This is a genomic window from Streptomyces sp. NPDC043680 (assembly GCF_056436685.1).
In genome coordinates this window covers 41,399-57,497 of record NZ_JBWKCE010000003.1, presented here as the reverse complement: position 1 = coordinate 57,497, position 16,099 = coordinate 41,399, and the positions used below count along the sequence as shown (strand labels likewise).

General features: G+C 71.2%; 13 protein-coding genes and 4 tRNA genes. 10 read left to right on the top strand and 7 right to left on the bottom strand.

Translation table 11 applies throughout. The annotated features are described in order from the left end of the window. Positions 1-100 precede the first annotated feature (100 nt). Entirely contained in the window at positions 101-1,171 is a 1,071-nt protein-coding gene (gene purM / locus AC0666_RS06765; RefSeq protein ID WP_478707206.1) for a phosphoribosylformylglycinamidine cyclo-ligase, read from the top strand. A gap of 114 nt (positions 1,172-1,285) precedes the next feature. On the opposite strand, the gene AC0666_RS06760 is transcribed toward purM, so the two are convergent. Both AC0666_RS06760 and AC0666_RS06755 read right to left on the bottom strand, forming a co-directional pair. Then, positions 1,286-1,549: a DUF3073 domain-containing protein gene (locus tag AC0666_RS06760; protein WP_361715794.1), complete on the bottom strand. Its 264-nt coding sequence runs from the start codon at positions 1,547-1,549 to the stop codon at positions 1,286-1,288. 280 nt (positions 1,550-1,829) lie between these two features. Further along, entirely contained in the window at positions 1,830-2,942 is a 1,113-nt protein-coding gene (locus AC0666_RS06755; RefSeq protein ID WP_468966380.1) for a Leu/Phe/Val dehydrogenase, read from the bottom strand. A 207-nt stretch (positions 2,943-3,149) separates the two neighbouring features. Here AC0666_RS06755 and AC0666_RS06750 point away from each other — a divergent pair, with 207 nt between their 5' ends. Together AC0666_RS06750 and bldC are read left to right on the top strand one after the other, a co-directional pair. After that, positions 3,150-3,980 carry a DUF8083 family protein gene (locus tag AC0666_RS06750; protein ID WP_468966538.1) on the top strand — a complete coding sequence of 277 codons (831 nt, stop codon included), beginning with the start codon at positions 3,150-3,152 and terminating at the stop codon, positions 3,978-3,980. 567 nt (positions 3,981-4,547) lie between these two features. Further along, positions 4,548-4,754: a developmental transcriptional regulator BldC gene (bldC, locus tag AC0666_RS06745; RefSeq protein WP_003949541.1), complete on the top strand. Its 207-nt coding sequence runs from the start codon at positions 4,548-4,550 to the stop codon at positions 4,752-4,754. A gap of 469 nt (positions 4,755-5,223) precedes the next feature. Here the strand turns inward: bldC and AC0666_RS06740 are convergent. Together AC0666_RS06740 and hrpA are read right to left on the bottom strand one after the other, a co-directional pair. Next, positions 5,224-5,297 (bottom strand) — tRNA-Asp (locus tag AC0666_RS06740). A 60-nt stretch (positions 5,298-5,357) separates the two neighbouring features. Continuing rightward, entirely contained in the window at positions 5,358-9,281 is a 3,924-nt protein-coding gene (hrpA, locus tag AC0666_RS06735; RefSeq protein ID WP_478707205.1) for an ATP-dependent RNA helicase HrpA, read from the bottom strand. 111 nt (positions 9,282-9,392) lie between these two features. On the opposite strand from hrpA, the gene AC0666_RS06730 reads away from it, so the two are divergent. Genes AC0666_RS06730 through AC0666_RS06720 form a run of 3 tightly spaced genes read left to right on the top strand, consistent with a single transcriptional unit; the run spans position 9,393 to position 11,486 of the window. After that, positions 9,393-9,833 carry a hypothetical protein gene (locus tag AC0666_RS06730; protein WP_468966385.1) on the top strand — a complete coding sequence of 147 codons (441 nt, stop codon included), beginning with the start codon at positions 9,393-9,395 and terminating at the stop codon, positions 9,831-9,833. Between the two features lie 58 nt (positions 9,834-9,891). After that, positions 9,892-10,623: a DsbA family protein gene (locus AC0666_RS06725; protein WP_478707204.1), complete on the top strand. Its 732-nt coding sequence runs from the start codon at positions 9,892-9,894 to the stop codon at positions 10,621-10,623. Next, a complete protein-coding gene (locus AC0666_RS06720; RefSeq protein ID WP_478707203.1) occupies positions 10,620-11,486 on the top strand; it encodes a cytochrome c biogenesis CcdA family protein in 867 nt (288 codons plus the stop codon). The genes AC0666_RS06725 and AC0666_RS06720 overlap by 4 nt, the downstream gene beginning before the upstream one ends. A 43-nt stretch (positions 11,487-11,529) precedes the next feature. Here AC0666_RS06720 and AC0666_RS06715 read toward each other — a convergent pair. The 3 genes from AC0666_RS06715 to AC0666_RS06705 form a co-directional block, all read right to left on the bottom strand. Then, positions 11,530-11,606: transfer RNA gene (locus AC0666_RS06715), tRNA-Phe, on the bottom strand. A gap of 22 nt (positions 11,607-11,628) precedes the next feature. Next, positions 11,629-11,702 (bottom strand) — tRNA-Asp (locus tag AC0666_RS06710). Positions 11,703-11,740: 38 nt separating this feature from the next. Next, positions 11,741-11,813: transfer RNA gene (locus AC0666_RS06705), tRNA-Glu, on the bottom strand. A 104-nt stretch (positions 11,814-11,917) separates the two neighbouring features. Here AC0666_RS06705 and AC0666_RS06700 point away from each other — a divergent pair. The 4 genes from AC0666_RS06700 to AC0666_RS06685 all read left to right on the top strand — a co-directional run. Further along, on the top strand, positions 11,918-12,268 hold the full coding sequence (locus AC0666_RS06700) for a metallopeptidase family protein (RefSeq protein ID WP_361715774.1): 351 nt from the start codon (positions 11,918-11,920) through the stop codon (positions 12,266-12,268). After that, positions 12,265-12,738, top strand: a complete 474-nt coding sequence (locus AC0666_RS06695; RefSeq protein WP_478707202.1) for a FluC/FEX family fluoride channel — start codon at positions 12,265-12,267, stop codon at positions 12,736-12,738. The genes AC0666_RS06700 and AC0666_RS06695 overlap by 4 nt, the downstream gene beginning before the upstream one ends. Beyond that, a complete protein-coding gene (gene crcB / locus AC0666_RS06690) occupies positions 12,735-13,109 on the top strand; it encodes a fluoride efflux transporter CrcB (protein ID WP_468966399.1) in 375 nt (124 codons plus the stop codon). Before AC0666_RS06695 ends, crcB begins: the two co-directional genes overlap by 4 nt. A 945-nt stretch (positions 13,110-14,054) precedes the next feature. After that, a partial coding sequence (locus AC0666_RS06685; RefSeq protein WP_478707201.1) for a DEAD/DEAH box helicase occupies positions 14,055-16,099 on the top strand: 2,045 nt, incomplete at its 3' end.

The window sequence follows — 16,099 nt, the reverse complement described above, 5'->3', positions numbered from 1 at the left end:
CTCAGCCTGCGCCGGGCCCCTTTTTCCAGATCACGGGAACGCACCACTGTGCGGGGGGCCCGGCACCACAGCAGTAACGACACGAAAGCTCTCTCCTGTCATGACAGAGAAGACCACCGGTGCCAGCTACGCAGCAGCAGGTGTCGACATCGAAGCGGGAGACCGCGCCGTCGAGCTGATGAAGGAGTGGGTGAAGAAGACGCAGCGCCCCGAGGTCCTCGGCGGCCTCGGCGGCTTCGCCGGCCTCTTCGACGCCTCAGCCCTCAAGCGCTACGAGCGCCCGCTGCTCGCCTCCGCCACCGACGGGGTCGGCACCAAGGTCGACATCGCGCGCCAGATGGGCGTGTACGACACCATCGGCCACGACCTGGTCGCGATGGTCATGGACGACATCGTCGTGTGCGGTGCCGAGCCGCTCTTCATGACCGACTACATCTGCGTCGGCAAGGTCCACCCGGAGCGGGTCGCGCAGATCGTCAAGGGCATCGCCGAGGGCTGCGTCCTCGCCGGCTGCGCACTGGTCGGCGGCGAGACCGCCGAGCACCCGGGTCTGCTGGGTCCGGACGACTTCGACGTCGCGGGCGCCGGCACCGGTGTGGTCGAGTACGACCGCCTGCTCGGCGCGGATCGCATCCGTACGGGTGACGCGGTCATCGCCATGGCGTCCTCCGGCCTTCACTCGAACGGGTACTCGCTGGTTCGGCATGTCCTCTTCGACCGCGCCGGGATGTCCCTCGACCGCCACATCGAGGAGTTCGGCCGGACCCTCGGCGAGGAACTGCTGGAGCCGACCAAGATCTACTCGCTGGACTGCCTGGCCCTCACCCGGACGGCCGAGGTGCACGCCTACTCGCACATCACCGGCGGCGGCCTCGCGGCGAACCTGGCCCGGGTGATCCCGGACCACCTGCACGCCACCGTCGACCGTTCGACCTGGGCCCCCGGCGCGGTCTTCGACCTGGTGGGCAAGGCCGGTCAGGTCGAGCAGCTGGAGCTGGAGAAGACCCTGAACATGGGCGTCGGCATGATGGCCGTCGTCCCGCAGGAGTCGGTGGACGTGGCCCTCACGGCGCTGGCCGACCGGGGCGTGGACTCCTGGGTCGCCGGCGAGATCCTGGACCGCGGCGACCACACCGAGGGCGCGACCCTGACCGGTTCGTACGCGAACTGAGACAGCACGGAAACCCGGTCCGGGGCGAGGCCCTGGACCGGGTTCCGTGTTGTTCTGGCTGCTCAGCCGGGGGTCAGCTACGCGCTGCCGTCCGAGAGGTGCAGACGCCAGGCGTCAAGCGCCGCGACGCTGGTTCGACGGGCCGGACTCTTCGTCCTCGTCCTCGTCGTCGTCGTTGTACAGATCCGCGTACTTGGCGTACGGGTCGTCGTCGTCCAGATCGTCATCGACTTCGACCGGCTCGCTGACAGGCAGCAGCGGTTCCGTCGGCGATGCGCCCAGCTCGTTGGCCAGACGCGAGAGGTCAGTCCCGCCGCTGTTGTACTTCAGCTGGCGGGCGACCTTTGTCTGCTTGGCCTTGGCCCGGCCGCGCCCCATGGCTCGACCCCCTCGGTGACGGGGCTCGACGGCCCCAGAGTCTGACACGCGTTCATGGTTCGGAGCGGGCTCTCCGTGGAGAGACCGTCCGTAGGGGTTTAACGGTACCTGCTTCCGCGGCCATACGGTACGCCGCCCGCATGACGTGCCCCGGTGCAGGACCATCGAGGCGCCCCGTCCTCGCTGGTCAGCTGCGATTTTAACCCGTTCCTGGCGGGCGACCCGCCGAAGTGCAGTGAGTTCCGTCTCGCCGCAACCCCGGCGGGCGCACGCAGGGGCCCTACAGGGCCTGGGTCACGGCCTTCGCGGTGCGGGCGGCGCGGGCCTCGGCCATCCGCTGCTCGGCGATGCGGTCGGCCGCCGCGGCCGGCGGGATCCCGTCGACCTTCGCGCGAGCAAAGATCTCCAGGGTGGTGTCGAAGATCTTCGTCGCCTTGGCCTTGCACCGGTCGAAGTCGAAGCCGTGCAGCTCGTCGGCGACCTGGATGACCCCGCCCGCGTTCACCACGTAGTCGGGGGCGTAGAGGATCCCGCGGTCCGCGAGGTCCTTCTCCACACCCGGGTGGGCGAGCTGGTTGTTGGCGGCGCCGCACACGACCTTGGCCGTCAGGGCGGGCACGGTCTCGTCGTTCAGCGCACCGCCGAGGGCGCACGGAGCGTAGATGTCGAGGCCCTCGGTACGGATCAGCGCGTCCGTGTCGGCCACGGCGATGACCTGCGGGTGCTTGTCGAGGACCCGGCGGACGGACTCCTCCCGGACATCGGTGATCACGACCTCGGCACCGTCTTCGAGCAGGTGCTCGACGAGGTAGTGGCCGACCTTGCCGACGCCCGCGACGCCGACCTTGCGGCCGCGCAGGGTCGGGTCGCCCCACAGGTGCTGGGCGCTGGCCCGCATGCCCTGGAAGACGCCGAAGGCGGTGAGCACCGAGGAGTCCCCGGCGCCGCCGTTCTCCGGCGAGCGGCCGGTGGCCCAGCGGGTCTCCCGGGCCACGATGTCCATGTCCGCCACGTAGGTGCCGACGTCGCAGGCCGTCACGTAGCGGCCGCCGAGGGACTCGACGAAGCGGCCGTAGGCGAGCAGCAGTTCCTCGGTCTTGATGACGTCCGGGTCGCCGATGATCACGGCCTTGCCGCCGCCGAGGTCGAGACCGGCCATGGCGTTCTTGTACGACATGCCGCGGGAGAGGTTCAGCGCGTCGAGGACGGCCTCCTCGTCCGAGGCGTACGCGTGGAAGCGCGTGCCACCGAGGGCGGGGCCCAGGGCGGTGGAGTGGATCGCGATGACGGCCTTCAGCCCGGAGGCCCGGTCCTGGCACAGCACGACTTGTTCGTGGCCGCCCTGCTCCGAACGGAACAGGGTGTGCAGGACGCCGTCGGTCATTTCGGTCACGGTGGTGACTCCCATGGAAGAGATGCGGCGGAATGACGCCCGCCCTACGGGTGGGGGAGGGCGTGCTGGGAGCAGCGTAAGACCTCTGGGGCGTGTGCAGTCGAGCTGTCCGGAGATCGGAACACTCCCGGAGTACGCGGCCCCGCCGGAGTAGCTCCGGGCGGCGCGGGGGAGTACCTGAGCGTGACCGAATCACCCGACCCCAGGCTGCCCTCCGCGCGCTCGGCGCCGACCGTCCCGTACGCCTCCTACCTGCGCGTCTACGAGCCCTTGGCGGCCTTCGCGGAGCCGGAGCGCACGCATTGGGCCTCCTACGCCCGGCGCGGGGCCGTCCCGACCGCCCAGGACGAACTGCGCCGGTCGCTCTCCGATTTGGTGCGGGTGCCCGTGGTGGGGGTGCCGGCGCACGAGAGCGCCGACGCCTTCACCGCCGAGGTGGACGGGGTGGTGCTGGTGTGCCCGTGGCGGACCAGGCTGCGCGGCTGGCTGGCGATGCAGGAGCTGGTGGAGAACTTCCCGCTGCCGGTACTGGACGCGGCCCTGCCGCCGGGCACCAGGCGCCGGGCGGCGCAGGAGTACGAGCGCTGGCGCGAGCGGAACCCGGACGCGCGCCCGTGGATCCGCACCGCGGTGTGGCAGGTGCCGCTGCGCTGGTTCGTGCTCGTCTCCGACGAGGAGCGGGAGTACGCGCCGGGTGAACGGCTGCGCTACCGGACGCCGATGGTCCAGGCCCGCAGGCGGCTCGCGCGCGGGCTGCGCGCCCTGCGGGAGGCGGACGGCTTCGACGTGCTCGCGGAGGGGCTGGTGGAGGTGGGGAGCTGGCTGGAGGAGTTCCACCCGCGCTCGATGGTCGAACTGGACTACGGGGGCCTGGTGTACGCCCTCTCGCCCGACCGGTTGGCGGCCGACCGCTCGGCCCGCGACGTGGCGGTGGGCATCGCGGCGCTCCGTGCGGGGGACGCGGCGGGAGCGGCCGAAGCGTACGAGGAGCTGGTGGACCGCTGGCGGGAGGTCCGGGAGCGGTTGTTCGCCAACTGACGGCGTGATCCGGCCCACACTCCGGCGCCGAGGGCGCGTCGCCCGCGTACCGTGCGTATCGGTCGATCGGCCATAAGTGGCTGATCGGAGGCGGGATCGGCATATTCGGGGCCTCGTTCCGGGACCTACGTCCCGATCCGGGCCATTGCCTCAAGCGTGACGGACCGCACTAACCACACCCTTGCGTCCTTCCCCTACCCTCGTGCCAAAATAGGACAAGGAGTCCGGGGAGGGTTCCTTCCGCCCAACTAAGGGCGGAATGCTCGGCATTTGCACTCTACGGGGGGTCTGACGACTCCTGATCGCTCTGTGACTGATCGTTACAGTGAGGTGACTGTCCGTTATGGGGCGGTCCATCGGGCTTCCGCCGCTGATGAACACCTCGGAGGGCAATTCCGTCGGTTTGGCCGTCGAGGCTGGACGGATGGTGTAGTTGTAGTGCCGAGGACAAGCCGTTCGTCCTATAACCGACTCGGCCCGCGTGTGTCCATTTCGGGCAACGCGGGCCAAGGTGCAGAATTTAGAGGAAAGAACCGAGATGGTTCGGTTCTCCCGAGGAGGCCGCTCATGACCGCTCGCACCCCTGATGCCGAGCCGCTGCTGACCCCGGCTGAGGTTGCCACGATGTTCCGCGTGGACCCGAAGACGGTCACCCGTTGGGCCAAGGCTGGCAAGCTCACGTCCATCCGCACCCTGGGTGGACACCGCCGTTACCGCGAGGCCGAGGTTCGCGCACTGCTTGCGGGAATTCCGCAGCAGCGCAGCGAGGCCTGAGACCCCGCAACAGCACCCCTGTTTTAACGGGTTTATCGGATCCCCCAATCCGATGAAACCCACATGGCTTCATACGGCCGGACCTGCCCCAACAGGTTCTCCGCCGTCGATCGCGCTGGACTCCGCCGGGTCCAGCGCGATCTTTTTATGCCCAGACGAGGCCTCGCAGGGAGGGTGCCATTGCACATATTAAATCGAGCGCGCGTAGGGATGCGATAAATGTGCGGCTCCCGAAAACTCATGTGGTGAGTCCCGTCACAGTTGATCACTCTTGTACATCCGGCAATGCACCCGTAAGGGGACGTGCGGCGCAGAGCGCCTCACGCGGACGGGGGATATTCCGGAGCGCCAGGCGGGGCGCGCCGAGCGGGGCGGCCTCGGCGGGCGGGCGGCTCGAAGGGGCGGCGAGAGGCCGGACACGACGAAGCAGGGCCCGCATCCCCTGGGGGTGCGGGCCCTGCTGTTGATGCGATCCTGACGGGACTTGAACCCGCGACCTCCACCTTGACAGGGTGGCGAGCTAACCAACTGCTCCACAGGACCTTGGCTGCGAGTCAGACTGTACAGCAGGTCAGGCGGTGCGGTCGAACCGATCAGGCCGGCCTACGGGGCGAGCGCGTCCACCGCCTTCACGATCCGCTTGTCGGAGACGGGGTACGCCGTCCCCAACGCGTGCGCGAAGTAGCTGACCCGCAGCTCCTCGATCATCCAGCGGATGTCGGTGACCGCCGCCGGCACCGGCCGCCCCTTCGGGAGCTGTTCCAGCAGCCAGGCGTACTCGTCCTGCATCTCGTGGACCTTCTCCATGCGCGTGGTGTCGCGCTGGACGGCCGTGGGCATCTGCTGGAGCCGCCGGTCGGCCGCCACCAGATAGCGCATCAGGTCGGGCAGCCGGCGCAGTCCCGTGAGCGTCACGAAGCCGGGCGGTACGAGGGCCGCCAGCTGCGTTTTGACGTCCTGGAGGTTGGCCACCAAGGCGAGGCTGTTCGTGGCCTTCAGACGGCGCTCACAGGCCTGCCAGGCGGCCAGCACCTGCTGCACCTGGCCCACCGCCCGTACGGTCGTGTCCACCAGGTCGGCGCGGACGGCCTCGTAGAGCCTGCGGAAGCCCGCCTCGTCCCACGCCGGTCCGCCGTGGTCGGCGATCAGCTTGTCGGCCGCGGCCGTCGCGCAGTCGTCGAACAGCGCCTGGATGGAGCCGTGCGGGTTGCGCGACAGGGCGAGCTTCTGCTGGTTGGTGAGGTGGTCCGAGGCGAACTTCGCCGGGTTGACCGGGATGTTCAGCAGGATCAGCCGCCGGGTGCCCAGCCACATCGCCTGCTGCTGCTCGGCCTCCGTGTCGAAGAGGCGTACGGAGACGCTCGTCCCCTCGTCCACCAGCGCCGGGTACGCCTTCACCGGCTGGCCCGCCCGCCGGGTCTCGAAGACCCGGGTCAGGGTGCCGATGGTCCAGTCGGTCAGCCCCGAGCGCTCCACGGACTCCCCGCCCGCCCGCTCGGCGGTGGCCGCGGCGGCCTTGGACAGGGCCTGGCGGGCCTTCGGCTTGAGCCGCAGGCGCAGGGCCTCCAGGTCCTTGTCCTCGGCGATCTTCTTGCGGCGCTCGTCGACGATCCGGAAGGTGATCTTGAGGTGGTCCGGAATGCGGCCGAGGTCGAAGTCCTCGGCCGAGACCGGGACCCCGACCATTCGCTGGAGTTCGCGTGCCAGGGTGACCGGCAGCGGCTCCTGGAGGGGGACCGCCGTGTCCAGGAAGCGGGCCGCGAAGTTCGGCGCGGGCACGTAGTTGCGCCGGATCGGCTTGGGCAGCGAGCGGATCAGCTCCGTCACCACCTCCTCGCGCAGACCCGGGATCTGCCAGTCGAAGCCCTCGTCGGTGACCTGGTTGAGCACCTGGAGCGGAATGTGCACGGTCACACCGTCCGCGTCCGCGCCCGGCTCGAACTGGTAGGTCACGCGGAACTTCAGCTGTCCCTGGCGCCAGGTGTCCGGATAGTCGGCCTTGGTGACCCCCGCCGCCTTCTCCGTCAGCAGCATCTCGCGCTCGAAGTCGAGGAGTTCGGGCTCCTCGCGCCGCTTGTGCTTCCACCAGGAGTCGAAGTGGGCCCCGGAGACCACGTGCTCGGGGATCCGCTGGTCGTAGAAGTCGAAGAGGGTCTCGTCGTCGACCACGATGTCCCGGCGCCGCGCCCGGTTCTCCAGCTCCTCCACCTCGGTGAGGAGCTTGCGGTTGTCGGCGTAGAACTTGTGGTGCGTGCGCCAGTCGCCCTCGACCAGGGCGTTGCGGATGAACAGCTCGCGCGAGACCTCGGGATCGATCCGCCCGTAGTTGATCTTCCGCTGGGCGACGATCGGCACGCCGTACAGCGTGACCTTCTCGTACGCCATCACGGCCGCCGGATCCTTCTCCCAGTGCGGCTCGCTGTACGTGCGCTTGATCAGGTGCTGGGCGAGCGGCTCGACCCACTCCGGCTCCACCTTGGCGTTGACCCGCGCCCACAGGCGCGAGGTCTCCACCAGCTCCGCCGACATCAGGAACCTCGGCTGCTTCTTGAACAGCGCCGAGCCCGGGAAGACCGCGAACTTGGCGCCGCGGGCGCCGAGGTACTCGTTCTTGTCGGTGTCCTTCAGCCCGATGTGCGACAGCAGGCCGGCCAGCAGCGAGACGTGGACGTGCTGCTCGGGGGCGTCGGCCTCGTTGACGTGGATGCCCATCGTCTTGGCGACCGTACGCAGCTGCGAGTAGATGTCCTGCCACTCGCGGATGCGGAGGAAGTTCAGGTACTCCTGCTTGCACATCCGGCGGAAGGAGGAGGAGCCGCGCTCCTTCTGCTGCTCGCGGATGTAGCGCCACATGTTCAGGAACGACAGGAAGTCGCTGGTCTCGTCCTTGAAGCGGGCGTGGTGCTGGTCGGCCTGGGTCTGCTTGTCCGAGGGGCGCTCGCGCGGGTCCTGGATGGAAAGGGCCGCCGCGATGACCATGACCTCGCGGACGCAGTTGTTCTTGGCGGCCTCGACGACCATGCGGGCCAGACGGGGGTCGACGGGCAGCTGGGAGAGCTGGCGGCCCATCTGCGTCAGCCGCTTCTTGGGGTCCTTCTCGGACGGGTCCAGCGCGCCGAGCTCCTGGAGCAGCTGGACGCCGTCGCGGATGTTGCGGTGGTCCGGCGGGTCGATGAAGGGGAACTTCTCGATCTCGCCGAGGCCGGCCGCCGTCATCTGGAGGATCACGGAGGCGAGGTTCGTGCGCAGGATCTCCGCGTCCGTGAACTCGGGACGGGCCGCGAAGTCGTCCTCGGAGTACAGCCGGATGCAGATGCCGTCGCTGGTGCGGCCGCAGCGGCCCTTGCGCTGGTTGGCGCTGGCCTGCGAGATCCGCTCGATCGGCAGGCGCTGGACCTTGGTGCGGTGGCTGTAGCGGGAGATCCGGGCGGTGCCCGGGTCGATCACGTACTTGATGCCGGGGACGGTCAGGGAGGTCTCGGCGACGTTCGTGGCGAGGACGATCCGGCGGCCCGTGTGCTGCTGGAATACGCGGTGCTGCTCGGCGTGCGAGAGGCGGGCGTAGAGCGGCAGTACTTCCGTGAAGCGGAGCTTCTTCTTGATCAGGGCGTCCGCCGTGTCGCGGATCTCGCGCTCGCCGGAGAGGAAGACCAGGATGTCGCCCGGCCCCTCGGCCTGGAGCTCGTCGACCGCGTCGCAGATCGCGGTGATCTGGTCGCGGTCGCTGTCGTCCCCCTCCTCTTCGAGGAGCGGGCGGTAGCGGACCTCCACCGGGTAGGTGCGCCCGCTGACCTCGACGATCGGGGCGTCCCCGAAGTGCCGGGAGAAGCGCTCCGGGTCGATGGTCGCCGAGGTGATCACGACCTTCAGGTCGGGGCGCTTCGGCAGCAGCTGGGACAGGTAGCCCAGCAGGAAGTCGATGTTCAGGGACCGCTCGTGGGCCTCGTCGATGATGATCGTGTCGTACGCGCGCAGCTCGCGGTCCGTCTGGATCTCGGCGAGCAGGATGCCGTCGGTCATCAGCTTCACGAAGGTCGCGTCCTGGTCCACCTGGTCGGTGAAGCGGACCTTCCAGCCGACCGTCTGGCCGATCTCGGACTTCAGCTCCTCGGCGATGCGCTCCGCGACGGTGCGGGCGGCGATCCGGCGGGGCTGGGTGTGCCCGATCATCCCCCGGACGCCGCGGCCCAGCTCCATGCAGATCTTGGGGATCTGCGTGGTCTTGCCGGAGCCGGTCTCGCCCGCGACGATCACGACCTGGTGGTCGCGTATCGCCTCGGCGATCTCGTCCTTCTTCTGGCTGACGGGCAGGTTCTCGGGATACGTGACCTCCGGCATCCGCGAGGCACGGCCGGCCAGTCGCGCGGCGGCCTTCTCGGCCTCCGCGGCGATCTCGTCGAGCACGGCCTGCTTGGCCTCGGGCTTGCGGATGCGGCGGGCGCCTTCGAGGCGGCGGCCGAGGCGGTGCGCGTCGCGGAGGGAGATCTCACCGAGAAGCGTCTGCAGGGCGGCGAAGGAAGTAGACATACCTGGTCGAGGATCTCACCTGGTCCCGCCGGGTGGCGAACGCATTTGTCGGGGGGACCCGTACCATTTCGGGACGAGTCCCCCCGACCCCTTCCGTGAGAGGCCCCACGTATGCCGAGCAGGTCGCACCACGGCGGGTGGGGGCTGCTCGTGGCCGCCGTACTGGCCGTGCTCTGCGTCTGCGGCCCATTGCCTCCCGCCCCGACGTCGGCCGCCCCGGGCGCCCACGCCGTGGCCGCCGGGGCGGCGCGGGCGGACGGCCCGGCCCGTGCGGGCACCGCCGGCGGCGCCGCCGGCGCGCGGGTGGACGGCCCGGCGGGCGAGGTCCGGGGCGGGAGCGGGCGGTGCGCTCCGGGGTCGCAGGGGCCGGACGGGACGCCTGGTGTGCCCGCGCGGGCCGGATCGCACGCGGAGCACTGCCTCGCGGCCGCGAGCCGGCCGGTGCCCTGGGGCGGCACGGGGCCCGGAGCGGCGCCCCGCGCGCCGACGCCCGTACGCGCGCCGGGAGGGCCTGCGCCGGGGCCCGTGGAGCTGTCCGTGATGCGGGTGTAGGAGGGCCGGTCGCACGTCCGCCGGTCCGATAAACCACCCGTAGCCCTGGAGCACCCGTATGCCCTCTTCCACCCGTGCGTCCTCTTCCGCCCGGCGCAAGCCGCTGTTGATCTGCGCCGCGGTCGCCCTCACCGCCGCCGCCCTCGGGCTCGTGTCCTGGCAGGCCGCCGACTCCGACTCCGGGGACACTCCCGCCCGGCCCGCGGCCGCTTCCGCGCCCCGGACCGCCGAGTCCCCGCTCACGAAGCTCGCCCGGCGCGAGGCCGGGGACAAGCTCGCCGTCGGGCGGCCCGACGCCCCCGTCGTGCTGATCGAGTACTCCGACTTCAAGTGCGGCTACTGCGGCAAGTTCGCCCGCGACACCGAACCCGAACTGATGAGGAAGTACGTCGCCGACGGCACCCTGCGCATCGAGTGGCGCAACTTCCCGATCTTCGGCGCGGAGTCCGAGGCCGCGGCCCGGGCCGCCTGGGCGGCAGGGCAGCAGGACCGCTTCGCGCAGTTCCACGCCGCCGCCTACGCCGAGGGCGCCAAGCAGAAGGGCTTCGGCGAGGCGCGGCTCGTGGAGCTCGCCCAAGAGGCGGGCGTCCCGGACCTGGAGCGCTTCAAGAAGGACCTGGCGGGCGGGGAGGCTGCGGCCGCCCTGGCCAAGGACCAGGAGGAGGGGTACGGCATCGGCGTCAGCTCCACCCCGTCCTTCCTGGTCAACGGACGGCCCATCGCGGGCGCCCAGCCGCTCGGCGCCTTCGAGGCCGCGATCGCCGCGGCGAAGGCGCAGGCCGGCAAGTGAGCGACATCGGGTACCTGGCCGCCCTGCTGGGCGGCCTCCTCGCCCTGCTCAGCCCGTGCAGCGCGCTGCTGCTGCCGGCCTTCTTTGCGTACTCGATCGACTCCGCCTCACGGCTGCTCGCGCGGACCGGGATCTTCTACGCCGGCCTCGCGAGCACCCTCGTACCGCTGGGCGCGGCCGGCTCGTACGCCGGCCGGTTCTTCCACGGCCACCGCGACGCGCTGGTGACCGGCGGCGGCTGGCTGATCATCGGGCTCGGGCTCGCGCAGATCCTGGGCCTCGGCTTCGCCCCGAAGCGGCTCGCCCAGGTGTCGGGGCGGATCCGGCCGACCACCGCCCTGTCGGTGTACGCGCTCGGCGCGGTCTACGGGCTGGCCGGTTTCTGCGCCGGGCCGATCCTGGGCAGCGTCCTGACGGTGGCGGCAGTCAGCGGCAGCCCGGTCTACGGGGGCCTGCTGCTGGCGGTGTACGCGCTCGGCATGGCGGTGCCGCTGTTCGTGCTGGCGCTGCTGTGGGAGCGGTTCGACCTGGGGCGTCGGCGCTGGCTGCGCGGGCGGGCCGTCCGGGTGGGCCGCTTCGGGCTGCACACCACCTCGCTGCTGTCCGGGCTGTTCTTCATCACCCTGGGCGCGCTGTTCCTCGCGTACGACGGGGCAAGTGCGCTGCCGGGGCTGCTCGACGTGGACGAGTCCTTCGCGGTGGAGCAGCGGGTCCGGGCGGTCGCGGAGGCCGTCCCGGACCCGGTCCTGCTGGGGCTGGTCGCCGTCGGGGCGCTGGTCGCGGGCCTGGCGCGGTGGCGGCGCGCGGGCCGGGAGGCGGTGGACGGGGAGAGGGCGGAGAGGGAGACGGCCGGGAGGGAGTAGGGAGTAACGCGGAAGGCCCCGTCCGGGGGACGGGGCCTTCCTGTGGTGGCTGGGGCCGGGGTCGAACCGGCGACCTATCGCTTTTCAGGCGATCGCTCGTACCAACTGAGCTACCCAGCCACGAGACCGTTTCCGGCCTCAGCGATCCTGACGGGACTTGAACCCGCGACCTCCACCTTGACAGGGTGGCGAGCTAACCAACTGCTCCACAGGACCTTGCAGTGTGCGAGACAAGTCTTGCACACGGTAATGCGTACCCCCAACGGGATTCGAACCCGTGCTACCGCCTTGAAAGGGCGGCGTCCTGGGCCACTAGACGATGAGGGCTAAAGGCCCGCCTGGGCGCTTTCCAGCGCGTCGGGGACGTGAGAAGCATATGGGATGCGGGGAGGTATCGCCAAAACGGTTAACCCCGGAGGGACAATGACCGCGTGCTGGAGATGACGCGCGAGGAGTTCGAGGAGCTCGTCGCAGAGGCCCTGGACCGCATTCCGCCGGAGCTGACGCGGCTGATGGACAACGTGGCGGTGTTCGTCGAGGACGAGCCTCCCGCCGAGGTTCCCGACCTCCTCGGGCTCTACGAGGGGACCCCGCTGACCGACCGCGGCGAGTGGTACGCCGGGGTGCTGCCGGACCGGATCACGATCTACCGGAACCCCACCTTGCGGATGTGCGAGGACCGGGAGAGCGTGATCGTGGAGACGGAGGTCACCGTGGTGCACGAGATCGCCCACCACTTCGGGATCGACGACGACCGGCTGCACGCCCTGGGCTACGGATGACCCGGCCGGCGCCGGAAGCCGAGGCGATCGACCCGGATGTCGACCTCCATGTGCCCGAGCAGCGGACGGAGCCGCTGGGCCGGGTCCTCGCGGCGGTGGCGGCGGGCGGGATGCTGGGGGCGGCCGCCCGGTACGGGCTGGCGCTGCTGTGGCCGGCCGGGCCCGGGGCCTTCCCCTGGGCGACCCTCGGGACCAACACCTCGGGCTGCGCGCTGATCGGGGTGCTGATGGTGCTGATCAGCGAGGGCGGCCGGGTGGCCCCGCATCCGCTGGTCCGGCCCTTCGCCGGGGTCGGGGTGCTCGGGGGCTTCACCACCTTCTCGACCTACGCCGCGGACTTCTCGCGGCTGCTGGACGAGGGGGAGGCGGAGCGTGCGCTGGCGTACGCCGGGCTCACGGTGGTGGCGGCCCTCGGCGCGGTGTGGGCGGCAGCCTCGGCGACCCGGCGCGCGGTGCGGGGGCGCGGGTGACCTGGCTGCTGGTGCTGGCGGGCGCGGCCGTGGGGGCGCCGCTGCGCTACCTGGCGGACCGGGCGGTGCAGGAGCGGCACGATTCGGTCTTCCCGTGGGGGACCTTCGTGGTGAACGCCGCGGCCTGCCTGGTCCTCGGGCTGCTGACGGGCGCGGTGCTGGCCGGTGCGGCCTCCTCGCGGTGGCACCTGCTGCTCGGGACCGGGCTGTGCGGGGCGCTCAGTACGTACTCCACGTTCTCGTACGAGACGCTGCGGCTGGCGGAGCGCGGCTGGAAATTCCTCGCGGCCGCCAATGTGGCGGCGTCGGTGCTGGCCGGGCTGGGGGCGGTGACCCTCGGGTCGCAGGTGGGCCGGCAGCTGTTCGGCTGAGGGCGACCGGGAGCGCGCGGGGGAAGCGCGGAGGCGTCCGGGGCGCGGGGGCGTGCAGGAGCGTCCGGGGTTTCGCCGGGAGCGTGTCTCTAACGGGTCAAAGGGAGTTGGGCACATTGACCCGCTCACCGCGGACCCTGCCTGCCCTCCGGAGGTGCCCCGTGCGCCAGTTGTCCGCTTCCCTGCGACTGGCCGTCACCGCGCTCGCGGTCGCGGCCTCGGCGGGCTGCATGAGCGTGGGGGAGGATGCCGCGCAGCCCGGGCCCTCCTCCTCGGCCGGCGGCAAGAGCGCCGCCGGGGCGACCGGGGGCTCCGCCTCTGGACGGGGTTCGGGGATCCACGGCAACGGCCACGGCTCGAAGGCCGGTTCGGGGGCCGAGGAGGGCAAGCCCGGGGAGGCCGGCAAGGCGGCCGGCGCGAGTGGAGCCTCCCCGAGCCCGGGCGCGCCCGCCGGCCGCCCCGGGGCCTCGCCCTCGCCCGGCCCGGGTGGCGGGTCCGGCGGGCAGGGGCCCCAGCAGCCCTCCACGGGAGGATCCGGAGCGGGAGGTTCCGGTGGTTCCGGAGGAGGGGCCACCGGCCCGTCCCCGCAGCCGCCCACGCCCGAGCCGCCCGTGACTTCGCCCACTCCTTCCCCGACGCCGCCCGCGCAGCCGGACCCCAGCGCCTCGCCCACCGGGTAGCCGGCGGCGCGGGCCGCGGGGTCCTGCCCGTGCTGCACCGGCGCGATCTGTGCAGGTCAGGGCGGGTGCGGTCCGGGCGACTTGCCAGACCCCCGGGAGGGTGCGTATGGTTATAGATCGTTTGATCCCATTGCCCGGCGCCGAATCCGAAGAGCGCCGTGTGGCGCGTACTCTCCCTAGCCGTGGCTGACCGCATTGAGGCGGTCGATTTGCGATTCACGGAGTTTGGGCGCGTGCCGAGACTCCGGAAGGTTTCGCATTTCGCATGTCCATTTCCAGTTCTGACCGTGCCGTCATGCCCGAGAACGACTCGAACGAGATCGTCGACGCCGTAGAGGCCCTTGTGGTCACCGAGGCCATCGAGGCCGCCGAGGCGGACGAGATCATCGAGGCTCTTGAGGCCGACGTGACGACCGACCAGTCCATCGACGACGAGGCCGACGCTGACGCCGACGCCGAGCCCACCGTCACCTTCGCGGACCTCGGTCTGCCCGAGGGCGTCGTGCGCAAGCTCGCGCAGAACGGTGTCACCACCCCGTTCCCGATCCAGGCCGCGACCATCCCGGACGCCCTGGCCGGCAAGGACATCCTCGGCCGCGGCCGCACCGGCTCCGGCAAGACCCTCTCCTTCGGTCTGCCGACCCTGGCCCGCCTGGCCGGTGGCCACACCGACAAGAAGAAGCCCCGCGCGATCATCCTCACGCCGACCCGTGAGCTCGCGATGCAGGTCGCGGACGCCCTCCAGCCCTACGGCGACGTCCTCGGCCTGAAGATGAAGGTCGTCTGCGGCGGTACCTCCATGGGTAACCAGATCTACGCCCTGGAGCGCGGCGTCGACGTCCTCGTCGCCACCCCCGGCCGTCTGCGCGACATCATCAACCGCGGCGCCTGCTCCCTGGAGAACGTCGAGGTCGCGGTCCTCGACGAGGCCGACCAGATGGCCGACCTGGGCTTCCTGCCCGAGGTCACCGAACTGCTCGACCAGGTCCCGGCCGGCGGCCAGCGCATGCTCTTCTCCGCGACGATGGAGAACGAGATCGGCACGCTGGTCAAGCGCTACCTGTCCAACCCCGTCACGCACGAGGTCGACAGCGCGCAGGGCAACGTCACGACCATGACGCACCACGTCCTCGTCGTGAAGCCGAAGGACAAGGCGCCGGTCACGGCCGCCATCGCCGCCCGCAAGGGCCGCACCATCATCTTCGTCCGCACCCAGCTGGGCGCCGACCGCATCGCCGAGCAGCTCGTCGAGGCCGGCGTCAAGGCCGACGCGCTGCACGGCGGTATGACGCAGGGTGCCCGCACCCGCGTCCTCGCGGACTTCAAGGACGGCTACGTCAACGCGCTCGTCGCCACCGACGTCGCCGCCCGCGGCATCCACGTCGACGGCATCGACCTGGTCCTCAACGTGGACCCGGCCGGCGACCACAAGGACTACCTGCACCGCTCGGGCCGTACCGCCCGCGCCGGCAAGTCGGGCGTCGTGGTCTCCCTGGCCCTGCCGCACCAGCGCCGCCAGATCTTCCGCCTGATGGAGGACGCGGGCGTCGACGCCTCGCGCCACATCGTCCAAGGCGCCGGCGCCTTCGACCCGGAGGTCGCCGAGATCACCGGTGCCCGGTCGCTGACCGAGGTCCAGGCCGACTCCGCGAGCAACGCCGCGAAGCAGGCGGAGCGCGAGGTCGCCGACCTGACCAAGCAGCTGGAGCGCCTGACGCGCCGTGCCGCCGAGCTGCGCGAGGAGGCCGACCGCCTCGTCGCCCGCTCCGCCCGCGAGCGCGGCGAGGACCCGGAGGCCGCGGTGGCCGAGGCGACGGAGGCCGCCGAGGCCGAGGTCGCCGCCCAGGTCGCCGCCGCGCCGGTCGCGGAGGAGCGCCCGTCCTTCCAGGCGCGCGACGACCGCGGTGGCTACGAGCGCCGTGACAACCGCCGCGACGACCGCGGTGACCGCGGCGACCGTGGTGGCTTCCGCCGCGACGACAACCGTGACAACCGCGGTGGCGGCTTCCGCCGTGACGACCGTCCCTCGGGCGGCTTCAACCGCGATGACCGCGGTGGCGAGCGTGGCGGCTTCCGTCGCGACGACCGTCCGTCGGGTGGCTTCCGCCGCGACGACAACCGTGACAACCGCGGTGGCGGCTTCCGCCGTGACGACCGTCCCTCGGGCGGCTTCAACCGTGACGACCGCGGCGGCGAGCGTGGCGGCTTCCGCCGTGACGACCGTCCGTCGGGTGGCTTCCGCCGCGACGACAACCGTGACAACCGCGGTGGCGGCTTCCGCCGTGACGACCGTCCCTCGGGCGGCTTCAA